The sequence below is a fragment of the Catenulispora yoronensis genome (genome assembly GCF_039531695.1).
GTDB classification, from domain to species: domain Bacteria; phylum Actinomycetota; class Actinomycetes; order Streptomycetales; family Catenulisporaceae; genus Catenulispora; species Catenulispora yoronensis.
Window position 1 is genome coordinate 1 of record NZ_BAAAQN010000013.1, and the last position, 21969, is coordinate 21969.

General features: G+C 71.1%; 19 protein-coding genes, 1 pseudogene and 1 riboswitch. Of the genes and pseudogenes, 9 read left to right on the top strand and 11 right to left on the bottom strand.

The annotated features are described in order from the left end of the window. Positions 1 to 1347, bottom strand: a pseudogene (locus ABD481_RS13200) (hypothetical protein); the annotation flags it as partial. A 316-nt stretch (positions 1348 to 1663) separates the two neighbouring features. Between ABD481_RS13200 and ABD481_RS13205 the strand changes: the two are divergent. The 6 genes from ABD481_RS13205 to ABD481_RS13230 all read left to right on the top strand — a co-directional run bounded on the left by ABD481_RS13205 (position 1664) and on the right by ABD481_RS13230 (position 7376). Further along, positions 1664 to 2236, top strand: a complete 573-nt coding sequence (locus tag ABD481_RS13205) for a SigE family RNA polymerase sigma factor (RefSeq protein ID WP_344665907.1) — start codon at positions 1664 to 1666, stop codon at positions 2234 to 2236. Between the two features lie 50 nt (positions 2237 to 2286). Next, positions 2287 to 3912, top strand: coding sequence for a long-chain fatty acid--CoA ligase (locus ABD481_RS13210; protein WP_344665908.1), 1626 nt, complete (start codon positions 2287 to 2289; stop codon positions 3910 to 3912). Between the two features lie 109 nt (positions 3913 to 4021). Next, positions 4022 to 4945, top strand: coding sequence for a hypothetical protein (locus ABD481_RS13215; RefSeq protein ID WP_344665909.1), 924 nt, complete (start codon positions 4022 to 4024; stop codon positions 4943 to 4945). A gap of 130 nt (positions 4946 to 5075) precedes the next feature. Continuing rightward, complete coding sequence (locus ABD481_RS13220; RefSeq protein ID WP_344665910.1) at positions 5076 to 5570, top strand: SigE family RNA polymerase sigma factor; 495 nt, start codon at positions 5076 to 5078, stop codon at positions 5568 to 5570. 35 nt (positions 5571 to 5605) lie between these two features. Further along, positions 5606 to 5944 (top strand): hypothetical protein, encoded by a 339-nt coding sequence (locus tag ABD481_RS13225; protein WP_344665911.1) that lies wholly within the window; start codon positions 5606 to 5608, stop codon positions 5942 to 5944. A gap of 7 nt (positions 5945 to 5951) precedes the next feature. Beyond that, a complete protein-coding gene (locus ABD481_RS13230; RefSeq protein ID WP_344665912.1) occupies positions 5952 to 7376 on the top strand; it encodes an ABC transporter substrate-binding protein in 1425 nt (474 codons plus the stop codon). Between the two features lie 65 nt (positions 7377 to 7441). Here the strand turns inward: ABD481_RS13230 and ABD481_RS13235 are convergent, their stop codons facing one another. The 5 genes from ABD481_RS13235 to ABD481_RS13255 form a co-directional block, all read right to left on the bottom strand. Then, complete coding sequence (locus tag ABD481_RS13235) at positions 7442 to 8212, bottom strand: ABC transporter ATP-binding protein (protein WP_344665913.1); 771 nt, start codon at positions 8210 to 8212, stop codon at positions 7442 to 7444. Further along, complete coding sequence (locus ABD481_RS13240) at positions 8209 to 9219, bottom strand: FecCD family ABC transporter permease (RefSeq protein WP_344665914.1); 1011 nt, start codon at positions 9217 to 9219, stop codon at positions 8209 to 8211. Before ABD481_RS13240 ends, ABD481_RS13235 begins: the two co-directional genes overlap by 4 nt. A gap of 366 nt (positions 9220 to 9585) precedes the next feature. Further along, on the bottom strand, positions 9586 to 10608 hold the full coding sequence (locus ABD481_RS13245) for an ABC transporter substrate-binding protein (protein WP_425559169.1): 1023 nt from the start codon (positions 10606 to 10608) through the stop codon (positions 9586 to 9588). Between the two features lie 113 nt (positions 10609 to 10721). After that, a riboswitch (cobalamin riboswitch) is annotated at positions 10722 to 10859 on the bottom strand. Positions 10860 to 11083: 224 nt separating this feature from the next. Then, on the bottom strand, positions 11084 to 11914 hold the full coding sequence (locus ABD481_RS13250; protein ID WP_344665916.1) for an enoyl-CoA hydratase/isomerase family protein: 831 nt from the start codon (positions 11912 to 11914) through the stop codon (positions 11084 to 11086). 97 nt (positions 11915 to 12011) lie between these two features. After that, the gene (locus tag ABD481_RS13255; RefSeq protein ID WP_344665917.1) at positions 12012 to 13268 is read right to left on the bottom strand and encodes a GNAT family N-acetyltransferase; all 1257 of its coding nucleotides are present in this window, start codon (positions 13266 to 13268) and stop codon (positions 12012 to 12014) included. Between the two features lie 122 nt (positions 13269 to 13390). Here ABD481_RS13255 and ABD481_RS13260 point away from each other — a divergent pair, with 122 nt between their 5' ends. Next, on the top strand, positions 13391 to 14296 hold the full coding sequence (locus tag ABD481_RS13260) for an alpha/beta fold hydrolase (protein ID WP_344665918.1): 906 nt from the start codon (positions 13391 to 13393) through the stop codon (positions 14294 to 14296). Positions 14297 to 14305: 9 nt separating this feature from the next. On the opposite strand, the gene ABD481_RS13265 is transcribed toward ABD481_RS13260, so the two are convergent. The 4 genes from ABD481_RS13265 to nth all read right to left on the bottom strand — a co-directional run bounded on the left by ABD481_RS13265 (position 14306) and on the right by nth (position 17878). Continuing rightward, positions 14306 to 15022, bottom strand: coding sequence for a metal-dependent hydrolase (locus ABD481_RS13265; protein WP_344665919.1), 717 nt, complete (start codon positions 15020 to 15022; stop codon positions 14306 to 14308). A gap of 178 nt (positions 15023 to 15200) precedes the next feature. After that, on the bottom strand, positions 15201 to 16382 hold the full coding sequence (locus ABD481_RS13270; RefSeq protein ID WP_344665920.1) for a MarP family serine protease: 1182 nt from the start codon (positions 16380 to 16382) through the stop codon (positions 15201 to 15203). Next, a complete protein-coding gene (locus ABD481_RS13275) occupies positions 16383 to 17108 on the bottom strand; it encodes an NUDIX hydrolase (protein ID WP_344665921.1) in 726 nt (241 codons plus the stop codon). A gap of 14 nt (positions 17109 to 17122) precedes the next feature. Further along, positions 17123 to 17878 carry an endonuclease III gene (nth, locus tag ABD481_RS13280; protein ID WP_344665922.1) on the bottom strand — a complete coding sequence of 252 codons (756 nt, stop codon included), beginning with the start codon at positions 17876 to 17878 and terminating at the stop codon, positions 17123 to 17125. A 180-nt stretch (positions 17879 to 18058) separates the two neighbouring features. Between nth and ABD481_RS13285 the strand changes: the two genes are divergently transcribed. Together ABD481_RS13285 and ABD481_RS13290 are read left to right on the top strand one after the other, a co-directional pair. Further along, the gene (locus tag ABD481_RS13285; protein ID WP_344665923.1) at positions 18059 to 18952 is read left to right on the top strand and encodes an alpha/beta fold hydrolase; all 894 of its coding nucleotides are present in this window, start codon (positions 18059 to 18061) and stop codon (positions 18950 to 18952) included. Positions 18953 to 19427: 475 nt separating this feature from the next. Continuing rightward, positions 19428 to 20870, top strand: coding sequence for an MFS transporter (locus ABD481_RS13290; protein ID WP_344665924.1), 1443 nt, complete (start codon positions 19428 to 19430; stop codon positions 20868 to 20870). An 83-nt stretch (positions 20871 to 20953) separates the two neighbouring features. Here the strand turns inward: ABD481_RS13290 and ABD481_RS13295 are convergent, their stop codons facing one another. After that, positions 20954 to 21928: a C40 family peptidase gene (locus ABD481_RS13295; protein WP_344665925.1), complete on the bottom strand. Its 975-nt coding sequence runs from the start codon at positions 21926 to 21928 to the stop codon at positions 20954 to 20956. Positions 21929 to 21969: the final 41 nt, after the last annotated feature.

The window sequence follows — 21969 nt, forward strand, 5'->3', positions numbered from 1 at the left end:
GTGCGACGGCCGGCGCGGCGCGGCCGAGCGCGGCTCCCAGTCCGCGCCGTCCGCGGCGGGCAGCGCGGCCTGCGGCTGCGAGGAGGCTCCGTAGCCCCGGGGCGACGGCGGATACGGCTTCGGCGCGGGCGCCGCACCGGCGCTGTGCGCACCCTGGCGGCCCACCACCGGCGCCGGCGGCACCTTCGGGAAGCCGCCGGTCCCGGTCAGCCCGTCGGCGGGCTCGAACCAGCCGCTCGACGCCGGCGCGGAGGCAGCCGGGGGCGCCGGGGCGGCGGGCGCCGCGGCCGGCATATAAGAGGTGTGCGCGGCGTCGTAGGCCGAGCCGTTGGCGTACCCCGACCCCGAGGCCGACGCCGACGAGTAAGTGCTCTGCGAGGTGTCCGGCGTCGCGTACGAACCGGTGCCGTACCCGCCGGCGGAGCCGTTCGCGGAGCTGTAGCCGTTCGCGGCCGTGCTGGTCGAGCCGTATCCGGCGGCCGTCGTGTCGTAGCCGCCGGTGGAACCGTTGGCGTCGTAGGCACCGGTGGAACCGTTCGCGTCGTACGCGCTGGACGAGCCGTACCCGCTGGCCGACCCGTAGCCGCTCGCGGAACCGCTCGCCGAGCTGTAGGCGCCGGCACTGTCGTAGCCGTTGGTCGTGGCGTAGCCGCCGCTGGAGCCGTTGGCCGACGAGTAGTCGCTGCTGGAGCCGGTCGCGGTGCCGTACCCGGCGGCGGAGCTGTAACCGTTTGCGGAGCCGTTCGCCGCGCTGTAGGCGTTGGCCGCGCCGTAGAGGGGGTCCGCCGTGTAGCCGCCGCTGGTGCTGTTCGTGGTCGCGAAGCCGCCGCCGCTGCTCAGCGGCGAGGACGAGCCGAGCGGATCGGCGCCGTACGCACCGTAGGCACCGGCCGCCGGCGACGCGGCCGCCGGGGGCAGCGCGGGCGCGGCCGGAGCCGGCGGCACGCTCTGCGCCACCGCCGCCATCGCCATCGGCAGCAGGTCCATCGACGTCGACCCGAGCCCGTCGGCCGGGCACACCCGGACCAGCTCGCCGACCGTCAGCGCCAGCTCCGTGGCCAGGTCCAGGGACCGCGGCTGCAACGGGTTCTCCCGCATCCACCAGCACGCGATCTGCACGATCGACCCCGCGGCGTGCGGGCAGGTCCGGATCGCGCCGCGCAGCTGGAGCGGCTGCGGACCGGACACGGTCAGGCGGAACCACGTGCCGTCGCGGAACCCGAGCGCGGGGTGCCCCAACGAGTCCTGGAGCACGACGTGGTACTGGCGCTCGAGCTCACTCTGCGACCGCGACCCGGACCCGCTGAGGGCCGAGCCTGTTCTTTGCTGCTCGTACGCGACGCTCATCGGCTGCCTGACCGTTCTCCGGAGTGCGAGTCCGGAACCCTGCTCGTAGTTCTCGCCATGTGTCGCCCGCCTCGGCTCAAAAGCTCGGAATGAGGCGGCCCCCGTTGCCGCTGTGTCCGCTGTGCTGGTGGTGATCAATGTCCACTGAAGTGGTGGGATCGTTGCGCAAACGGTACTCAATACTGGAGCCCAGCGGTAGGGCATCCACCAAGAACCGCAAGGGATTTCTGTACGCAGCCCACAACAACCGCTCGCGGCGCCGAACAGCACCGCCCTCGATTGTCATCGCGGCGCCCCCTCGGCATAACGTTGTGTCGTGACGGCGGACAGAGACGAGGAGTTCTCGCGCTATGTCACTGAACGTTCCGGTGCGTTACTCCGCGTGGCATACCTGTTGACCGGAAATCGCGCCGATGCCGAAGACCTCCTCCAGACCGCCTTGGCCAAGACATACCTGTCGTGGCACCGGATCCAGGACAAAGGCGCGCTGGACGGCTACGTCCGCCGGGTCCTGGTGAACACCCAGACCTCCTGGTGGCGCAAGCGCCGGGTCGAGGAGTACGCCACCGACCAGCTGCCCGAGCAGGCCTGGGAGGACAGCGGCCCGGGCGAGTTCGAGCTGCGCTCCACGGTGTGGGAGTCGCTGTCCAAGCTGCCCCGCCGGCAGCGTGCGGTCGTGGTCCTGCGCTACTACGAGGACCTCTCCGAGGCCGAGACCGCCGCGGTCATGGGCATCTCGGCCGGCACCGTGAAGTCCACCGCCTCCCGCGCCCTGGCCAAGCTGCGCACCGACGGCGCGCTGCGCGACGCCCGGCTGGTCATCCCGGCCCCGCTTCGCCCGCCTGCACCACAAGCCCTTCCGGAATCCGCCGGAGTCGATGCAGACTGACCTGCATACCGGCCGGTAACCCACCCGGCCGCCGGGTCAGGAGGTCCGCGATGCGCTCGACCATGCAGGAGACTCCGCTCAACATCTCCACCCTCCTGGCGTTCGGCTCGTCCGTCTACAGCAGATCGCGCATCCACACCGTCACCGCCGACGGCCTGCGCACCGCGACGTTCGCCGACCTCGGCGCCCGGGCCGCGCAGCTGGCGCACGCGCTGCGGGACGACCTCGGGGTCCGCGGCGACGACCGGGTCGCGACCTTCATGTGGAACAACGTCGAGCACCTGGAGGCCTACGTCGCGGTCCCCTCGATGGGCGCGGTGCTGCACACCCTGAACATCCGGCTCTACCCGGACCAGCTGACCTACATCGCCGACCACGCCGAGGACAAGGTGGTGCTGGTCGACGGCTCGCTGATCCCGCTGCTGGCCCGGGTGCTGCCCGGGTTCGGCACCGTGGAGCACGTGGTCGTCGTCGGCGACGGCGACCCCGCGCCGCTGGCCGCCGCCGGCAAGGCCGTGCACCGGTACGAGGACCTGCTGGCCGGCAAGCCGACGAGCTACGACTGGCCGGCCGTCCCGGAGACCGACGCCGCCGCGATGTGCTACACCTCCGGCACCACCGGCAACCCCAAGGGCGTCGTCTACAGCCACCGCTCCATCTACCTGCACTCGATGCAGGTGGCGATGCCGCAGTCGTTCGGCCTGACCGAGGCCAACCGGATCCTGACCATCGTCCCGATGTTCCACGCGATGGCCTGGGGCATCCCCTACGCGGCGCTGCTCACCGGCGCCACTCTGGTGATGCCGGACCGCTTCCTGCAGGCCCCGGCCCTGGTACGGGCCATCGAGGAGTCCGGCGCGGACTTCGCCGGCGCGGTGCCGACCATCTGGAACGACGTGCTGCACCACCTCGACGCGCACGGCGGCGACATCTCCACGCTCAAGCGCGCGGTGGTCGGCGGCTCGGCGGTGCCGCCGGCGCTGATGTCAGCGTTCGAGGAGCGCTACGGCATGCGCATCATCCACGCCTGGGGCATGACCGAGACCTCGCCGCTGGGCTGCGTCTCGCACCCGCCGGCCGGGACCGAGGGCGAGGAGGCCTTCGCCTACCGGGTCACGCAGGGCCGGTTCCCGGCCGGCGTGCAGGCCCGGCTGGCCGGGCCGGACGGCACGATCGTCCCCAACGACGGCGAGGCGGTGGGCGAGCTGGAGGTGCGCGGCCCCTGGATCACCGGCGCCTACTACCGCGACGAGGACCCTGAGCGCTTCCACGACGGCTGGCTGCGCACCGGCGACGTCGGCACCATCACCGGCGACGGCTATCTGACGCTGACGGACCGCGCGAAGGACGTCATCAAGTCCGGCGGCGAGTGGATCTCCTCGGTGGAGCTGGAGAACCACCTGATGGCGCACCCGGCGGTGGCCGAGGCGACCGTGGTCGCGGTCCCGGACCCGCGCTGGCAGGAGCGGCCGCTGGCCGCGGTGGTGCTGCGCGAGGGCCACACCGCCGCGGCGGCCGAGCTGTCCGAGTACCTGTCCGGCCTGATCCCGAAATGGCAGCTTCCTGAGCGCTGGACCTACCTCAAGGAAGTCCCTAAGACCTCGGTGGGCAAGTTCGACAAGAAAGAAGTGCGCCGAGCGTATGCCGACGGAGAGCTTGAGGTCACAGTGTTGTAGCGGCTCGGCGTATAGACGCCGGTTCGTGGCTTCCAGCAAAAAGTCCGCAGTGTAGAGTGCCGAAGACTTGAGCGATCGGCAGCACTTCGGCAGGGGAGGACCGCGGACAATGCGGATATCTCGGCGGACTTCTCGCACCACCGCCGTCCCGCAGGCGGGCGCGTCGGCGCTGCGGCGGACCACGGCCGCGGGCGCGGCGCTGACCTTGGCCGTGCTGACGGCCACCGCCTGCTCCAGCTCGAAGTCCGGCAGCGGATCCGGCCCGAGCTCCTCGTCCTCGGGCCCGGCCGACGCCAACGCCAACGAGAACGACATCCAGATCCTGAACTCGCTCCAGCTCACCGCGGCCGAGCTGGACACCGCGTTCGCCACCGACAACCAGTGGCAGCCCTGGACCACCTACGACTCGGGCAAGCTGCTGATCCGCCAGGCCCAGGACTGCACCGCGGGGATGATCGACACCAAGGCCCAGACCCTGGTGCCGATCACCACCGCGTTCAAGGCCGACAAGCTGCCCGGCGACCCGGTCACCACCGCGCCCTCGGCCCCGGCCTCGACGAACAAGTCGAGCTCGGGCAAGAAGGGCACGCCGTCCGCGCCGGCCTCCAGCCCCGCGCCGGCCGGCGACGGCAATCCGGCGCACTGGGTGGTCAGCACCGCCATCGTGTTCTCCAGCGCGGAGGCCGCGCACGCCGCGGTGTCGCACATGGGCAAGGTCGACCCGAACACCGTGGGCTGCGGCGGCCCCACGGACCGCACCGCGATCGTCGGCAGCGGCATCGGCGAGGTCGGCCCCTCCTGGGACGACTCGCAGGGCGTGTTCGTCTACGCCGACAGCAAGACCAACCAGGCGGTGGCCGTGGTCGCGCAGCGCCGCGGCCGGTATGTCGTGCTCACTTACACGCGGGGGTACGCACAGCCGCAACCGGGGTACTACGACTTGGAAGCCACCGTCCCGGACACCGCCAAGGCGGCCGACGCGGCCACCGGGGTGCTGGGCCAACTGACCGACGCGGTCGTGAACCGCGGCTGACCGGCGGCGGGGGGAGCGGGGAAGCGCGGCCGACCGGTCGCGGCGGGCCGCGCCTCGCGGTGCGGACCAGGAGCGGAGCCACCAGAACAGCCGGGCACCATCGCCGACAGTCGAAGGCCACTGATAACGGATGCGGTCGGGGAACGAGGATTTCCGCGAGTTCGTCAGCGCGCGGCAGGGCGCGCTCCGACGTACCGCGTACTTGCTGTGCGGGGACTGGCACCAGGCCCAGGACCTGACGCAGCAGACGCTCGCGAAGCTGTTCGTCGCCTGGTCGCGGGTGCGCGCGGTGGAGGCCGTCGATTCCTACGCGCGCCAGGTGCTGGTCCGCACCTACATCGACGAGTCCCGCAAGCGGCGCAACCACGAAGTGGCGACGGCCGAACTCCCGGACTCCGGCACCGAGGGCCCGGAGATCGAGACCCGGCTGGCGCTGATGGAGGCGCTCAAACAGCTCTCGCCGCGGCAGCGGGCCGTGGTGGCACTGCGGTTCTGGGACGATTTGAGCGTCGAGGCGACCGCGGAGGCGCTCGGGATGAAGGCCAACACCGTGAAGTCGGACACGGCTCGGGCTTTGGCGAAACTCAAAGGGCTGCTCGACTCGTCTCTACACCAGGCGGTCTGAGCAATGGGTGCTGGGCCGGCCGAGGGAGGACAGGGATGAGCGCGGTGGACGCCGCCGCCGGCGAGAACGCCATGCGCGGCTTGATCGGCACCGCCTTCGCCGTCGGCGAGCCCGGATTGCCGGACGTCGACGAGGTGATGGCGACGGTGCAGGCGCTGGGCGACGGCATCCGGCACCGGCAGCGGGTCCGCACCAGGATCGCGGCCGGGGTGCTGTGCGTGGCGGGTTTCGGCATGGTCGCCGGCATCGCGGCGGTGGCGCATTCGACCCACTCCGGCGGGTCGACCGTCATCATGCCCGGCGGCAGCGGCGGGCCGGTGCCGCCGCCGGCCCCGGGCGACGGGGGCGGCCGGGCGATCACCCCCGGGCCGTGACGCTCCGATGCGACGGCTGGGCGCGCTCGGGGCGGGACTGGTTCTGATCGCGGGGGTGTCGTGCGCGGCCTGCGGGACCAGGCTGCCGGATTCGGCGTTCGGGGCGGCGGGGGCTGCGGGGTCGGCGGGGAGTACGGCGGTCGTGGGTTCCGCGGGCTCCTCGGGTTCGCCAGGTTCTTCGGGTGTTCCAGGTTCTTCGGGTGCTTCGGGTGCTCCGGGCGCCATCGCCGAGATCGGCGTCACCGCGACATCGATCAAGATCGGGATGATCGACTCCGTCGATTCGCTGCTCGGCCCGGACACCTTTTCCGGCCCCAGGTACGGCGCGCAGGCGTTCTTCAAAGCACTCGACGCGGCCGGGGGTGTCAACGGCCGGCAGATCACGGTCGTGGCCTGCGACGACCAGGGCCTGGGCGGCACGGACGTGTCGTGTGCGCACAAGCTGATAGACCAGGACAAAGTCTTCGCGTTCTCCGGTAACTCAGCGTTCGCCTATGACGGCGCTTCGTACATCTCCGCCAAGGGTGTGCCGGATATCGGCGGCGAGCCGATTAGCAACGCGTATGACCGCTATCCGCACCTGTACTCCATCTATGGCAGTGACTATCCGCGAGACGGTAAAAGCATTGGGTGGCTGGGCAAGCTCTACTCCTCCACTGAGGCGGAGCACTATGCGAAGTCCACACTCAAGGCACACATCGCCGGACTCGTCTCATACAACCAAGCGGATTCGGCGCGTTACGCTGCGTATGAAGCACAAGCTTTGCGCGCCGAGGGATTCACGGTCGTGCCGGAGCAGCTGGATATCATCCTGTCGGACTTCAACTCGGCCGCGCTGGACATGAAGAACAAGGGTGTGGACGTCGTCTTCGACACGATCGACACCGCCGGGAACGCCAGGCTGTGCAAGGCGATCGACGCCGTCGGGGTGCCCATCGTGGCGAAGATGACGACGGTGCAGAGCTGGGACGCGACGATCGCGGCGACGTACAAGGACGCGCCGAAGTGCCGGAACCTGCTCTACGCCAACTCCTCCAACCGGAACTACGAGGACACGTCGGTCCCGGCCGTGAAGGCGTTCCGGGACGCGATGGCGAAGTACTTCCCGGAGCGCGAGGGGAAGCTGTCGGAGTGGGAGGTCGACGGCTGGGTGTCGGCGCAGTGGCTGACGGACGCGGTGGCGTCGTGCGGGACGGCGGTCACGCGGGCGTGCGTGGAGAAGTTCATGAACTCCGGGCAGCCGTACGACGCGCACGGGATGATCACGCCGACGGTGTTCGACGTGAAGGCGCCGACCGGGACCACGCACGCGTGCTTCAACGTGGCGCAGTGGCAGGACGCGGCAAACGGCGGCCGCGGGGGTTGGGTGACGCGGGTGCCGGACATGGACGCGAACTGTTATGACGTGCCGCAGGTGGCTTATTCGCCGTAGGCGCTTGTGGCGCTTGTGGCGCTTGTGGCCCTTGTGGCCCTTGCACTGGCTGGAGTGCCTATGGTTCAGCGCACCAGGTGGACGACCGGACGACCTTCCCCGTCGTCGAAAACCCTGACCCGCGCGCCGTAGTGTTCGGCGATCCGCTGTTCGGTGAGCACTTCGCGCGCGGTGCCGCGGGCGACCGCCTCGCCTGCGACGAGGAGCGTGAGCTCGTCGGCGTACTGCGCGGCGAGGCTGAGGTCGTGCAGGGTGCTGACGACGGTGAGGCCCTCGGTCGCGCGCAGTTCGTCGACCAGGTCCAGCACCTGCTGCTGGTGGCCGAGGTCCAGGGCGGTGGTGGGCTCGTCGAGCAGCAGGACGCCGGCCTGCTGGGCCAGGGCCCGGGCCAGGACCACGCGCTGCCGCTCGCCGCCGGACATCGCGCCGAGCCGCCGGGCCGCGAACCCGGTCAGGTCCAGCCGTTCCAGGGCACGCGCGGCGACCGCGCGATCGTCCTTCGACTCGACGCCGAGATAGCCGAGATGCGGCGTGCGGCCGAGGCGGACGTACTCGCCCACCGTCATGTCGCCGGGCAACCGCGGCTGCTGCGGGACGTACGCGATCAGCCGCGCCCGGTGCTTGGCGCCGAGCCGGGCGACCGGCTGGCCGCCGACGTGGATCTCGCCGTCGTGGGGGAGCAGGCCGGCGAGCGCCCGCAACAGCGTGGACTTGCCCGCGCCGTTGGGACCGAGGACGGCGTGCCACGAACCGGCGGCCACGACGAGGTCGACGCCGTGCAGGATCGGCTTGCGGTCCAACGCCACCCGCACCCCGACCGCCTTGACCGCGCTCACCGGTCCCGCCCCCGGGTCGCGCGCAGGATCAGCACGAAGAACGGCGCGCCGACGAACGACGTCACCACCCCGATCGGCAGCTCGGCCGGCGCCAGCGCGGTGCGCGCCAGCAGGTCGGCCAGCACCAGGAACGCCCCGCCGACCAGCAGACTCAGCGGCAGCAGCAACCGGTGCCCGGGCCCGGCCACCCGCCGCACCACATGCGGAACCACCAACCCGACGAACCCGATGATGCCGCTGACCGCGACCGCCGTGGCCGTCGCCAACGACGCGGCGGCGAGCACGATCAGCCGCGTCCGCACCGGATTGAGCCCGAGCGTGGCCGCCTCGTCGTCCCCGAGCGCGAGCACGTCCAGATGCCGGGCATGCAGCGTGACAATCAGGACACTGATGGCGGCATACGGCAGCGCCAACCGCACCAACCCCCAGTCGGCAGCCGAGAAGCTGCCGAACAACCACGAATAGACCTGCTTCACATCCGCACTGCTGCTCTGCATGACGAACGCCTGCACCGACCCGACGAACGAACTGACCGCCACCCCGGCCAGGATCAACGACGCGGTCCCCCCACGCCCGACCAACGTCCCGAGCACATAGCTGGCCAGCACCCCCGCCAACCCCCCGACGAACGCCGCCAACGGCACCGCCCCGATCCCGACCACAGTGTGCTCAGGCCCACCGCCATAAACGATGACCAGCGTCGCCGCCATCCCGGCCCCCGCCGAAGCCCCAATAGTCCCGGAGTCCGACAACGGATTACGGAACACCCCCTGATAAGCAGCCCCCGCCTGCGCCAACAACGCCCCGACAACCGTCGCCAGAACAACGCGCGGCAACCGAATCTGATCCAGCACCCCCTGCTGCACCGGCGTGAGCCCGGTCCCAAGCCGCACAAACGGCACCTTGTCCAACAACGCGGCGACGGTACCGGCAACCGGAAGCCCGGCGGCACCACCAAGACTCGCAACGAGAACAGAGCCAAGAAGCACGACCCCGGCAACGAGCACCGCGATGGTCGGACGCGCCAGGCGGCGGCGAGAGGCTGGGGAGTCCGAACCTGCCGATCCACCCCGCTCCGCCGACCGGACCGACTCAGCCGGTTGCGCCCCGCCAGCCAGCTCGGAAACCGCGGCCAAGCCGCCCGGTTCCGCTGCTCCAACCAGCTCGGGCACCTCACCCAAGCTGCCAGGAACCGCTACATCAGCAGCCTCGCCCGACTCAGCCAGTTCCGCCGCCGCCAAGCCGCCCGGAACCGCCGCGTCAGCACCCTGACCAGCACCAGCTCCGCTCCCGGCCGACAGCGTCACCTTCGGCGTCGCCGTCGTGTCGGCCGGGAGCGGGCCGGGCGTTGCTGCGCGCCCCATCGTCGCGGCTCAGCCCTGGGCCTTGTTGACCGCGTCGGAGATTTGTTGGACCAGGTCGACCAGGCGGGGGCCCCAGCGGGAGGCGATGTCGTCGTCGAGGCCGACGATGGTGCCCTTGGCGGCGTTCTTCACGGCCGGGACGGCGGACCAGCCGGGGCGGGCGGTGACGGTGGCGGTGGTCTGCTGGCAGCACTTGGTGTCGGCCAGGAAGACCAGGTCGGGGGCCGCGGTCACCAGGTACTCGTCGCTGAGCTGGGGGTAGCCGCCGCCGGTCTTGTCGGCCGCGTCGGCGACGTTGGCCAGGCCGAACCCGGTCAGGATGGAGCCGATGAAGGTCTTGGAGGTGGCGCTGTAGTTCCCCGGGGTGCCGACCTCGTAGTAGTACTTCAGCGGGGTGGCCGGCTTCTTGGTCGCGGCGAGGGCGGCGGTGATCTTGTCCTTCATGCCCGCGACCTCGGAGGTCGCCGCGCCGGCGTGGCCGGTCGCGGTGCCGAGCGCGGTGATCTGGGAGTAGGCGTCGTCCAGGCTGTTGGGCGCGTCGAACCAGAGCACCGGGATGTTGAGCTTGCCCAGGGCCTCGACGATGTTCGAGGTATCGGCGGCGACCACCACCAGGTCCGGGTTGTACTTCGCGATCGCCTCGGCGTCGGGCTTGAAGCCGGACAGCGCGGTCTTCGGCGCGTTCGCGGGGAAGTCGGACTGGTCGTCGGCCGCCACCACCTGCGCGCCGGCGCCGATCGCGAACAGGTCCTCGGTCGCCGACGGCGAGAGGGACACGATCTTCTTCGGCTGCGCGCTGAGCTTCACCGCGCCGTTCTTGGCGGTGACGGTCGCCGGGAACACCGCGGCGTCGGCCGAGGCACTCGACGAAGCGCTCGACGAACCACTCGACGCCGCACTCGACGCGGACGTCGAGGCCCCGGTCGCCCCGGACCCCGCGGCCGGCGTCGACTTCGAGGACGAACACCCGGCCGCCAGCAGCGCCGAGCCCGCTATGACACCGACGGCGACATGCCGCGCCGCGTTGTGCAGACGAGAATGCACGAGGTCAGCTCCTCCGGCTGATCCGCGACCCGCACAGCGCACGCCGGCCCAGGTGACCGTGATGTGCACAGCCGGACCGCCCCGAACCGCGAGGGCCGAACGTTGACACACCGTATGAGGCGACCTGGCTCGCTCCCCAAAGGAGAACTCACAGTTGCGGGACAGCGCCGGACTCGCACCGGCTTCGCTGCACACGTTGTGGACGGCACACCGCCGTCACCGAAGACGCTAGCAAGCGCAGCGCCCCACGACTAACCCCGAACGCTCTGCGGACTGGTGATCTGCGCAACTCGACGGAACTCGACGGAACGCAATGCAACCCGATGCAACCCGATCCGACCCGATCCAACCCGACGCGGCCCGACGAACACAGCCATCGGCCGGGCCGGGCCGGGTCAGGTCAAGTCGGGCCGGATCAGGTCAGGTCAGACCGGCCCAGCCCGACCCGACCCCCTCAACTCCCCTACGGCCACACCGGCTTCCGCTTCTCCACGAACGCCCGCACACCCTCAGCCCGATCCGCCGAGAACGCCGTGGCCCGCCACGCCCCGTCCTCCACATCGAGCCCGGCGGCCAGCGGCAGATCCGCCCCGACCTTCAGCGCGTGCTTGGCGTTCCGCACCCCGATCGGCGAGTTCTTCGCGATCTGCTGCGCCAACTCCAAAGCCGCCCCGCGCGCCGTCGACGTCCCGGCGACCCGCCGGTCGATCATCCCGAACCGGTCAGCCTCGTCGGCGTCGATGCGCCGTGCGGTGAAGATCAGGTCGGCTGCGCGGTTCATCCCGACCCGCCGGACCAGCGTCTGCGTCCCGCCGCCCCCGGGGATCACGCCGACCGAGACCTCCGGCAGCCCGAACACCGCGCCGTCGTCGGCCACGATCAGATCGCAGCCGAGCGCCAGTTCGCAGCCTCCGCCAAGCGCGTATCCGGACACCGCGGCGATCACCGGCATCGGCAGCGAGCCGAACGCCGACCAGGTGCGCCGGAACGCGGGCCGGGTCGCGACCAGTTCGGCGTCGCTCATCCGGTTGCGCTCCTTCAGGTCGACGCCGACGCAGAAGGCGTGGTTCTTGCCCTCCGCGGCGGGCGGCGCGGACGACACCACCACCGCGCGCACCGCCGGGTCGTCGGCCAGTTCCGGCGCGACGTCCCGGATGGCGGCGGCCATCCCGGTCGAGATGGCGTTCATCGCGTCGGCGCGGTCCAGCACGATCTCCGCGACCACGCCGTTGCCCTCGGCCGGGTGCCGCCGCAGGAGTACGCCGTTGTAGTCCGTTTCGGATGCCTCTGTCATACCGCCCACAGTATGAGACGGCGACATGGATCAGAAGCAGGGGCCAGGCCACCGCGGTACAGCCCGCGGTGCGGCCCCGGTAAAGCCGTTGTACCGATCAGAATCCGAACGCGACGAACGGCGCACTGTCGCTCAGGAACGCCCGCGAAGCCGCCGCCAGCGCTCCCGGCGTCAGCTCCTCGATCCGGCCGGCCCGGCCCAGCGCCGCCAGCGAGTAGCCGCCGAGGTAGGCCGCGCCGAGTTCGCGCGGGCCCAGCAGCAGGTCGGCGGGGTCGGTGGTGCGCTCGCACACCGCGCCGTCGGCGTCGCCGCGCAGCCGCCACCGGCCGCTGTTCCACGGGCAGAACGGGTCGGAGACCTCGAACACCGCGTCGACCGGGACCGCATAACGACGGGCGGCCAGGGCCCGGTCCACGTCCACGATCCGCACGTACAGCATGTCCTGGATCCGCGGCGCCGCGGCCCGGACGTCGTCGAGCAGGAACAGCAGCGGGTCGTCGGCGGGGACATTGGCATCGATCTCGCTGGTCAGGTCGAGGTCGCACAGGAAGCGCCAGACCGCGGCGTAGGAGGCGACGTCGCGGGCGAAGACATCCCTCGGCCGCACCTGGCACTGCGGGCGCGCCGGATTGCTGTAGTCCTCCTTGACCCGGTACCGCGCGAACGCGGCCACCTGGCCGTCGGTGTCGATGGCCAGGACGCAGCGCAGCGGCCCGGCCCCGTGCCGGAAGTAGTCGAGGTCGCTGATCGTGGCCTCGCGCACCACCTCGGGGTCGCCGACCCGCGGCATCAGGCCCGGCCGGGTCGGCAGGGTGGCCGCGTAGACCTCCTGGCAGCGCTCGTAGCCCTCGGCCGGGTCGACCAGCCGCATCCGGAACTTGTCGCTGCCGGCCACCTTCGACAGGCCGTTGTCGCCGCGCGGGATCGTGAGGTTCACGTGGTGCACGCCGAGGGCGTAGCCGAACCGGCCGTAGATGGCCGGCTCGGAGGCCAGCAGGATGCCGACCGGCGCCTCGCCGCGCTCGTGCCAGCCGTGCAGCTGGTGGCGCATCATCGAGGTCAGAATGCCGCGCCGGCGGTGCGTGGCCTTCACCGTGATGGCCGTCACACCGGCCGCGGCGACGCTCGCTCCGCCCGGCACGGTCATCCGGAAGTCGAAGTGGCCGCCGGTGCTGACCAGCTCGTCGCCGTCGAAGGCGGCCACCGTCTGCTCGACCGGCAGCAGCCGCTCCCACAGGTCGTGGGCCTCCGGCGAGGGGTTCTCGTGGAACCCGAGGTTCAACTGGGCGGCGTAGGCCGGCCGTTCGCTGACAGTGATGGGACGGACCGGATAGGCGGCGGGATCGAGGCTCATAGTCCATGGCTAACATCGCCGCGCCGCCCAGGCCAGCCAATATTGCGTCCGGGCCGCCCGCGCACGCCCCCCGCGCCCTGGACGCGAGCCCCCACAAGCCCCCGCCGTGGGAGGCTGATGCCATGCAGGATTCCGATCCGATCCGCCTCCCCGGCCCGTGGACGCACCGGGACATCACCGCCAACGGCGCCCGCTTCCACGTCGCGGAGCTGGGCGAGGGCCCGCTGGTGCTGTTCCTGCACGGCTTCCCGGAATTCTGGTGGTCCTGGCGCCACCAGCTCCCGGCGGTGGCGGAGGCCGGGTACCGCGCCGTGGCCGTGGACCTGCGCGGCTACGGCGGCAGCGACAAGACGCCGCGCGGCTACGACCCGCTGACGCTGACGATGGACGTCACCGGCGTGATCCGCGCCCTCGGGCAGTCCAACGCCACCCTGGTGGGCCACGGCTGGGGCGCCTTCCTGGGCTGGACCGCGGCGGTCTTCCGCCCGGCCGCGGTGAACCGCCTGGCCGTCACCGGTTCGGCCCACCCGCGCCGGCTGCGCCAAGGGCTGCTGACCGACCCCAAGCAGATCTCGGCGGCCCGGTTCATGTGGTCGGCGCAGCGGCCGTGGGCCCCGGAGAAGGCGCTGACCCGGGACGCGGCGATGCTGGTCGAACAGCTGCTCGCGGAGTGGGGCGCCACCGGATGGCCGGAGCTGGACGTCGCGCAGCGTTACCGCGACGCGATGCTGGTGCCCGGCGCCGCGCACTCGTCGCTGGAGTACTACCGGTGGCTCATCAGGTCGCTCGTGCGGCCGGACGGGATGCGGTACGCGCAGCGGATGCGCACCGAGATCCGGGTCCCGGTGCTGCACTTGCAGGGGGAGCTCGACAGCGCGCTGCTTCCCCATGTGGCACGCGGCTCGGGCCGCTACGTCACCGCGGCCTACCGCTGGCGGCTGTTGGAGGGCATCGGGCACTTCGCCCACGAGGAAGCGCCGATGCGGTTCAACAACGAGCTCATCGACTGGTTGAAGAGTTCTTCGTGACCCCGGCCGCTAAGGCTTCGAAGCCGTCTTGATGTAGAGCAGCACCGCGCACCCGACCGCCATCGCCGGGGCCAGGAACCAGGTCTCGACCCGGTTCCCGGTCCGCTGGATGATCGGTATCCCGGTGCGCAGCGTGAACGGCCAGAACAGCCGGCAGCCGTGGTCGGTGAGGCAGTCGCCGGCGAGGTGGGTCAGGGCCCCGAGGCCGATGGCGAACGGCAGCCACGACGGCGCGCTGGCTATCCAGCGGTCCATCAGCACCGTGCCGCCGCCGGCCAGCAGGACGCAGGGTCCGTAGGCCTCCAGCTTCTCCCCCGGCGGGCACAGGTTCAGCGCGCGCACGGCCAGCACCAGCATGAAGAACACCAGCGACAGCGTGAAGTAGCGGCCGAGATAGTGCTCACCGGCCCAGGTGCCGTAGGTGACGGCGGCCACGAACGCGAACGAGTGCGTGGCGTGCCGGTGCCCCCCGCTGATCGCCGACACGCCCTTGGTCAGGGTGTGGGTGATCGGGCCCATGGAGTGCGCGATGGTGCCGTTCGGGTGATCGATGTCGGGCAGCAGCGCGGCGCCGGCGGTGATGAAGGTCCCGAAGATCAGGTCCTTGGCTTCGACGTGCGCGGTGGAGCCGTGCATGGCCGGATAGGCCACGAGGCTCAACGGCAGGGCGCTGGCGGCCGCCGCCCAGGCGAGTCCGCCGCTGGTCGCGTGTGAGTGCCCGAGCATGGCCGATCCGCCCCCTGAGAAAAGCCGTCATCCTGTGCGAGTACTGGCATGAACGTATCAGGAAGGCACGACGGACTCCGGGGGCGTCGATCACCTGCGGGCCGAACGGTCGGACAGCAGCCAGCCGATCGGTCGAACAGCAACTGGCCGAACCGTCGATCACCTGCGGGCCGACCGGTCAGATCGCGCAGGCCTGTGTGTTGACCGGCGTGGTGGAGGCGATGCCGGTCTGCGCGTCGGAGGCGACCTCCTGCGCGGTCAGCGCGTAGCCGGTGTTCTTGTCCTCCAGCGACTTCGCGAACACCACGCCGAGCACCCGGCCGTCGGTGGACAGCAGCGGCCCGCCGGAGTTGCCCTGCTGCACCTGCGCGTACAGGGAGAACACCTCGCGCCGGACGTTGCCGCTGGAGTAGATGTCCGCGCCGGTGGCGGTGATCTGCTCGCGGATACGCGCCGGGTCGACGTGGAACGGGCCGTCCTGCGGGTAGCCGACCACCAGGGCCGAGTCGCCGGACTTGCCGTCGTCCAGGAACGACAGCGGGGTGGCGGTCAGGCCGGGCACGTCCAGCACCGCGATGTCCCGCTTGGGGTCGAACAGCACGACCGTGGCCGCGTACTGGCGGCCGTTGGACTGCCGCACCACCAGCGAGCGGGTGCCGCCGACGACGTGCGCGTTGGTCATCACGCGGCCGCGCGAGTAGACGAAGCCGGACCCCTCGATGTCCTTGCCGCAGGACGGGGCCTGGCCGCGGATCTTCACGATCGAGGCCTTGGTCTCGTTGATCACCGGGCTGGTCATCAGCGCCTGGTCCGGGGCCGGCACGTCGGCCGGGTTCTCGGCCTGGAACGGCGCGAAGACCTGCGGGAAGCCGTTGCGGTCCAGGATCCGGGAGAAGGAGTTGAACCACTGCGACGCGCTCTGCGGCAGCACCCGGGTCATGCCCTTGAGGATGCTGGAGGAGCGCACCTGGTCGCTGACCGTCGGCACCGAGGAGGTGAACAGCGCCAGCCCCAGGAACCAGGCCACCATCAGCACCGCGACCACCGACACCACCGCGCCGCTGACCGCGTCCACCAGCTGCGCCGGCTGCCAGGTGATCGCCTCGCGCAGCTTGGAGCCCAGCATCGAGCCCAGGACCTGGCCCACCACCGCCAGCGCCAGCACCGCGCACAGCGCGATCACGCTGGGCAGCAGCCCGGTGGACATGCGGTCCAGGAAGATCGGGATGATCACGAAGCCCAGCGCCAGGCCGCCGAGGAAGCCCGCGAAGGACACCACCCCGACGACGAAACCCTGCCGGTACCCGGAGACCGCGAACGCCGCCACGACGAGCAGCAGCAGGATGTCGAGGATGTCCATCTAGCTATCTTCTCCCCCCGGCGCCGCGAGGTTGCGCACCGCCAGCGCCAGCACCTCCTGCGGCAGCGGCACGATCCGCCCGGCGTCCCACGGCCGCTCCCAGCCGCCGGCCTTGAGCACCCCGTCGAGCAGCGCGGCGGTGAAGCCCCAGATCAGCAGCGAGCCCGCCTCGAAGGCGGGACCGGAACGGCCGGAGGGGTGGCCGATGCTCACCCGGTTCGCGGGGTCGGCCAAGTCGCTCACCGGGATCCGCGCGACGGAAGCGACCTCACGGGTGTCCCGTACCCGCACCGGGCTCGGCGTACGCCACCAGCCCAGCACCGGTGTGACCAAGAAGTCCGAGGGCCAGACGTACTGGTCCGGCAGGATCCCGAACACCTGCACCCCGGCCGGGTCCAGATCGGTCTCCTCGTTGGCCTCCCGCAGCGCGGTCGTCACCGGCCCCTCGCCGGGATCGACCTTCCCGCCGGGGAACGCCGGCTGCCCGGGATGGTTGCGCAGCGTCTTGGCCCGCTCCACGAACAGCAGGTCCGGCCCGCTCGCCGGGTCCTCCCCGAACAGGATCAGCACGGCGCTGCGCCGCGGGACCCCGTCCATCCCCTCCGGCCGCGTGAATCGAGGTCCGAGCCCGTTCCCGCTGTCGGCGGCGGCCGCGTCCGCGGCCTGGGCCAGCGGCAGCAGCCAGTCGGGCAGCGCGGGCGAGGAGTCGGCTATCTGAAGTCCCATGCCATCCGCAACGTTCACAGGGGCAGGCCGCCTTCCCCCGGCTTGTACTTCAGCAAGGCCGCCGCCTTGACCGGGTTCTGCTCCCCGACACCCCGGCTGGGGCACAAACCGGCGATGGGGCAGGCGGCGCACGCTGGCCGCTGCGCGAAGCACACCCGCCGTCCGTGGTAGATGATCCGGTGCGACAGCCGCGTCCAGTCCTTGCGCGGGAACAACTCGCCGATGGCGTGCTCGACCTTGACCGGGTCTTCGAGGTGGGTCCACCCGAACCGCCGGACCAGGCGCCCGAAATGGGTGTCGACGGTGATGCCGGGAACCCCGAAGGCGTCCCCCAGCACGACGTTCGCCGTCTTGCGCCCCACCCCCGGCAGCTTGACCAGCTTCTCCAGCCTGCCCGGCACCTCCCCGCCGAAGTCCGCGACCACGGTCTTCGACATGCCCAGCAGCGACTTGGCCTTGTTGTGGTAGAAGCCGGTGGGCTTGATCAGCGCCTCCAGCTCCTCCGGATCCGCGGCGGCCAGGTCGGCGGCGGTGGGGTACTTGGCGAACAGCGCCGGAGTGACCTTGTTGACGCCGACGTCGGTGGACTGCGCCGAGAGGATGACGGCGGTGAGCAGCTGGAAGGGCGTCTCGAAGTCCAGTTCGCACTTGGCGTGGGGATAGACGTCGCCCAGCTCGCGGTAGATCTTCCGCGCGCGGCGGACCAGCGCGGTGTGGGTCTCCGGCTTCGTCTTCTTCGGCTCGGTGACGTCCGCCGCGGCTCGGGTCATGGACCCAACTGTAAGACGGACGGGGGGCCGGGGGTGGCGCGAACGTCCAGGCGTCACCCAGAACACCGATGGCGACCGATTATCGTCGGAATGACGATAGCCGCGTCACGGACCGGGGTGGCCCCGTTCGAGGACGATTGACCACCCTTCCGCCATCGGATCTCGGGTAGCTTCCTCCCCATGACCAGTCTTCGCCTTGCCGACGGCCGCGATCTCGAATACCTGGTGGCGGGCCCCGCGGACGGGACGCCGCTGGTGTTCCATCACGGGACGCCGTTCGCCGCGGTGCTGTTCGAGCCGATGGTCGAGGCCGCCGCGCGGCACGGGCTGCGGATGGTGGTTCACAGCCGGCCCGGCTATGCCGCGTCGTCGGCGCAGCCCGGGCGGACGGTCGCCTCCGTGGTGGCGGACGTCGGCGAGCTGCTGGCCGAGCTGGGCGCCGATCGGTTCCTGACCGTCGGCTGGTCCGGCGGGGGGCCGCATGCCCTGGCGTGCGCCGCGTTGCTGCCGGAGCGGTGTCTGGCCGCCGCGACCATCGCCGGTGTGGCTCCGTACGACGCCGACGGGCTCGACTGGCTGGACGGCATGGGCGCGGAGAACGTCGAGGAGTTCGGGGCCGCGACGGCCGGGGTCGAGCCGCTGACCGCCTTCCTGGACGCGCAGGTGGCGAGTCTGGCGGACGTGCAGGGCGAGCAGATCGCCGCCGCCCTGGGCGACCTGGTCTCCGACGTGGACCGCGCGGCCCTGACCGACGACTTCGCCGAGTACTCGGCGGCGGCCTTCCGCAAGGCGGTGTCCACCGGGATCGCCGGCTGGCGGGACGACGACCTGGCCTTCATCGCCGACTGGGGCTTCGACCTGGCCGCCATCCGCACCCCGGTCGCGATCTGGCAGGGCGCCGAGGACCGCATGGTGCCCTTCGCGCACGGCCGCTGGCTGGCGGCCCATGTGGCCGGCGCCTCCGTGCGGCTGCCGCCGGCCGAGGGGCACCTTTCGCTGGTCCTGGAGCGGTTCGACGACATCGTCGCCGATCTGGCCGGGCACCTGGGCCGGTCCCCGGCCGCAGGGCTCTGACCTCAGGTTATGACAGCCTGCTGATGCGGCGCGGCGCACGTCTGGACCTTGTGCGCAGTGGTGAATACGACCGTTGCGGGAGCCGCACGAAGGACCTTGGACCGCAAAATTCTCCTGACGTCCATTAAGAGGGGGATCAGCCTGTCTCGTCTGCGGTAGCCCAAAACCATTCGTGCACCCGTACCAGCCCGACAGGGTCTTCATGGTCGACGGGCAGGCGGTGAAGGCAGTCCGGGGAGCGTTCCCCTTCTGGACCGGAGTCACACCGCCGGCCGACGCGTAGACCGTTTCGAGACCGAGGCGAGGTCGCCGTCTCGCCACTGTTCGGCTCGGCAGGATGCTTGCAGCGCGCCCGGGGACCTGTCCAGGTCCGGCCGGGCGCGCTTTTCGCTGTCACGACAAGGACCACGACAAAGAGGTGCCGCCGGCAAGAATCGTCAATACGGAGCAGGGCCCGCAGCGCGACTCTGGCCCGGTGGAGACCAAACCGCAGGCGCTGAGAGTCGCCGAACCGACCGACGCAGAACCATCCCCGAAGCGCGGCCTCGTGCCGGTGCTCCTCGCCGGGCAGGCCATGGCCTCGATGGACACGTCCATCGTCACCGTCGCCGCGCCCGACATCCGCACCGACCTGCATGCCTCGGGCGGCGCGTTGCAGCTGATCGTCACCGGCTACGTGCTCGCCTTCGCGGTCACCCTCGTGATCTGCGCGCGCCTGGGCGACCGGTACGGCCACGGCGTCATGTTCCGCCGGGGCCTGGTCGCGTTCATGCTGACCTCGGCCGCGTGCGGAGCCGCGCCCTCGGCGGCCGCGTTGGCTGTTTTCCGAGTAGTACAAGGCGTCTCGGCGGCTTTGATGGTGCCGCAGGTGCTGTCCGTGATCCAGCTCGGCTTCCGGGGACGGGCCCTGGCGCGGGCGATCGGCTGGTACTCGATGGTGCTGGCGCTCGGGGTGGCCGCCGGGCAGGTGGCCGGCGGGGTGCTGGTGGCGGCCGACCTGTTCGGGACCGGGTGGCGGCCGATCTTCTGGGTGAACGTCGTAGTCGGCTCGGCGGTGTCCGCGGTCGCCGGGCGGGTGCTGCCGGCCCGGCCGGGGAACCGGACCGGCGGCATGGATCCGATCGGGGCGCTGTTGCTGGCGGTCGCGATGACCGGTCTGGTGGTGCCGTTGGCGGTCGGGCGGGAGCACGGCTGGCCGCTATGGACCTGGTGCTCGCTTAGCGCGGGCGGCGTCCTGGTGATCGCGTTCACCGGGTGGGAACGCCGAGTCACGGCGCGCGGCGGAACGCCGCTGCTGGATCTCCGAGTCCTGAGTCGCCCGGCGGTGCGGCCGGGTCTGGCCGCCTGCTGGCTGGTGATGGGTTGCTACTCCGCGGTGGCTTTCGTCCTCACCCTGCATCTGCAATCGGGCTTGGGATTCTCGCCACTGCGCGCGGGCGTGACGTTCCTGCCCTACACGTTCGGATTCGCCGCGGTGGGCCTCACCTGGTCGAGAATGCCGACTCACGTCCGGGCCCTGCTCCCGGTCGGCGGGCCTGTCGCCTTCGCGGTCGCGTTCAGCGCCCTGGCCGCCTCCGCCGCGTCAGCGGCGTCCCACCATCACTGGCCGACCGTGCTCGCGCCGCCCCTGCTGGCGGTCGCGGGCGCGGGCCACGCCGCCGGGTTCAGCCCGCTGCTGGCCCGCGTGACCGAGTCGGCCGGACCCGGACCGGCTTCGGCGGTGTCGGCGCTGGCCAATACCGGTTCGCTGCTGGCGAGTGTGTTGGCAGTGGCGGGCCTCGGCGGCGTGTATCTGACCTTCGCAGGACCCGCATTCACCACCTCCGCCGAGGGGCTGGCGCGTGTCGCGTGGTGCGTCGTCGGCCTACTCGCCCTCGGCGCGGTCTGCGCCGCTCGCAGCACTCGCGCCAGGCCATGACCCGACGAGTATGGCGACCGCCGATCCACGGCGATCGCCATACTCAGGGCTATTACTTGCTGATCAGTTCACTGATGGGAGCTTCAGCTCCCGACCAGCATCTGCCAGGTCTGCGGCCCGATCTGCCCGTCGACACCCAGACCGTGCGCGGACTGGAAGGCGCGCGCGGCGCTGTCCGTGGCCGCGCCGAACTGGCCGTCCACCCCGAGGCCGTAGCCGAACTTGTTGAGCTCGGTCTGCGCGGCCTTCACCGCCTCGCCCGTGGCGTTGCTCTGGACCTGGACCACCAGCGCCGTCCAGGTCTGCGGGCCGACCTGGCCGTCGACCCCGAGGCCGTTCGCGGACTGGAACGCCTTGACCGCGTTCAGCGTGTCGTTGCCGAACTGGCCGTCGGCGGCGACGGTGGAGCCGTGGGCCCGCAGCAGGTACTGCAACGCCTGCACGTTGGCACCGCTCTGGTTGACCACCACGTTCGGCCAGGCCGGCATGGTCACGCCGCCGCTGTCGCTGATGTGGTTGTAGCGGTACGGCTTGTACAGCGACGCGGCCGGGCCGCTGGTGTTCGGCCAGTACGGGTAGGGGATGGTCAGGTGGTGGACCCCGGCGTCCCCGGAGTCCTCCCACGCGTTGTAGGACGAGTGCGCGCTGTTGGCCCAGCCGTCGAAGATCAGGACGTGCCCGGCGTTGCCGCCGGTGTTGCTGCCGAGCACGCCGAGCAGGTCGCCGGGCTGCAGCGAGTCCTTGCTGATCTGGGTCACCACCTGCGGCAGCGACACAGTGGTGTAGCTGCCGCCCAGGTGCAGCGCCATCGACACGTAGCCGGAGCAGTCGGTGCGGTAGGAGATGTCGCCGCCCGGCCCGGCCTTGTAGCTCGATGTGCTGTACGGAGTGCCATTCCAGGACGCCGCGCGGGAGAGCTCCTCCGAGCGGCTTATCGTGCCGCCGGCCGAGGAGTTCGGCGTGACCGCGGCGTCGGCGGCACCGCTGGAGACGGCGGTGAGCGCGACGGCCGCGCCGACAGCGGCGACAACGGTGGCGATGCGGGTCTTGACGGACATGATGGTTCCCCTTCTTCGTGGTGTTTTCTCGGTGCTGTGCT

Bases quoted from the DNA above. Each gene is read 5' to 3' on its own strand.
- ABD481_RS13210 (WP_344665908.1), top strand. From the start codon at position 2,287: ATGCGCTCGACCATGCAGGAGACTCCGCTCAACATCTCCACCCTCCTG.
- ABD481_RS13215 (WP_344665909.1), top strand. From the start codon at position 4,022: ATGCGGATATCTCGGCGGACTTCTCGCACCACCGCCGTCCCGCAGGCG.
- ABD481_RS13220 (WP_344665910.1), top strand. From the start codon at position 5,076: ATGCGGTCGGGGAACGAGGATTTCCGCGAGTTCGTCAGCGCGCGGCAG.
- ABD481_RS13225 (WP_344665911.1), top strand. From the start codon at position 5,606: ATGAGCGCGGTGGACGCCGCCGCCGGCGAGAACGCCATGCGCGGCTTG.
- ABD481_RS13230 (WP_344665912.1), top strand. From the start codon at position 5,952: ATGCGACGGCTGGGCGCGCTCGGGGCGGGACTGGTTCTGATCGCGGGG.
- ABD481_RS13250 (WP_344665916.1), bottom strand. From the start codon at position 11,914: ATGACAGAGGCATCCGAAACGGACTACAACGGCGTACTCCTGCGGCGG.
- ABD481_RS13255 (WP_344665917.1), bottom strand. From the start codon at position 13,268: ATGAGCCTCGATCCCGCCGCCTATCCGGTCCGTCCCATCACTGTCAGC.
- ABD481_RS13260 (WP_344665918.1), top strand. From the start codon at position 13,391: ATGCAGGATTCCGATCCGATCCGCCTCCCCGGCCCGTGGACGCACCGG.
- ABD481_RS13265 (WP_344665919.1), bottom strand. From the start codon at position 15,022: ATGCTCGGGCACTCACACGCGACCAGCGGCGGACTCGCCTGGGCGGCG.
- ABD481_RS13270 (WP_344665920.1), bottom strand. From the start codon at position 16,382: ATGGACATCCTCGACATCCTGCTGCTGCTCGTCGTGGCGGCGTTCGCG.
- ABD481_RS13275 (WP_344665921.1), bottom strand. From the start codon at position 17,108: ATGGGACTTCAGATAGCCGACTCCTCGCCCGCGCTGCCCGACTGGCTG.
- nth (WP_344665922.1), bottom strand. From the start codon at position 17,878: ATGACCCGAGCCGCGGCGGACGTCACCGAGCCGAAGAAGACGAAGCCG.
- ABD481_RS13285 (WP_344665923.1), top strand. From the start codon at position 18,059: ATGACCAGTCTTCGCCTTGCCGACGGCCGCGATCTCGAATACCTGGTG.
- ABD481_RS13295 (WP_344665925.1), bottom strand. From the start codon at position 21,928: ATGTCCGTCAAGACCCGCATCGCCACCGTTGTCGCCGCTGTCGGCGCG.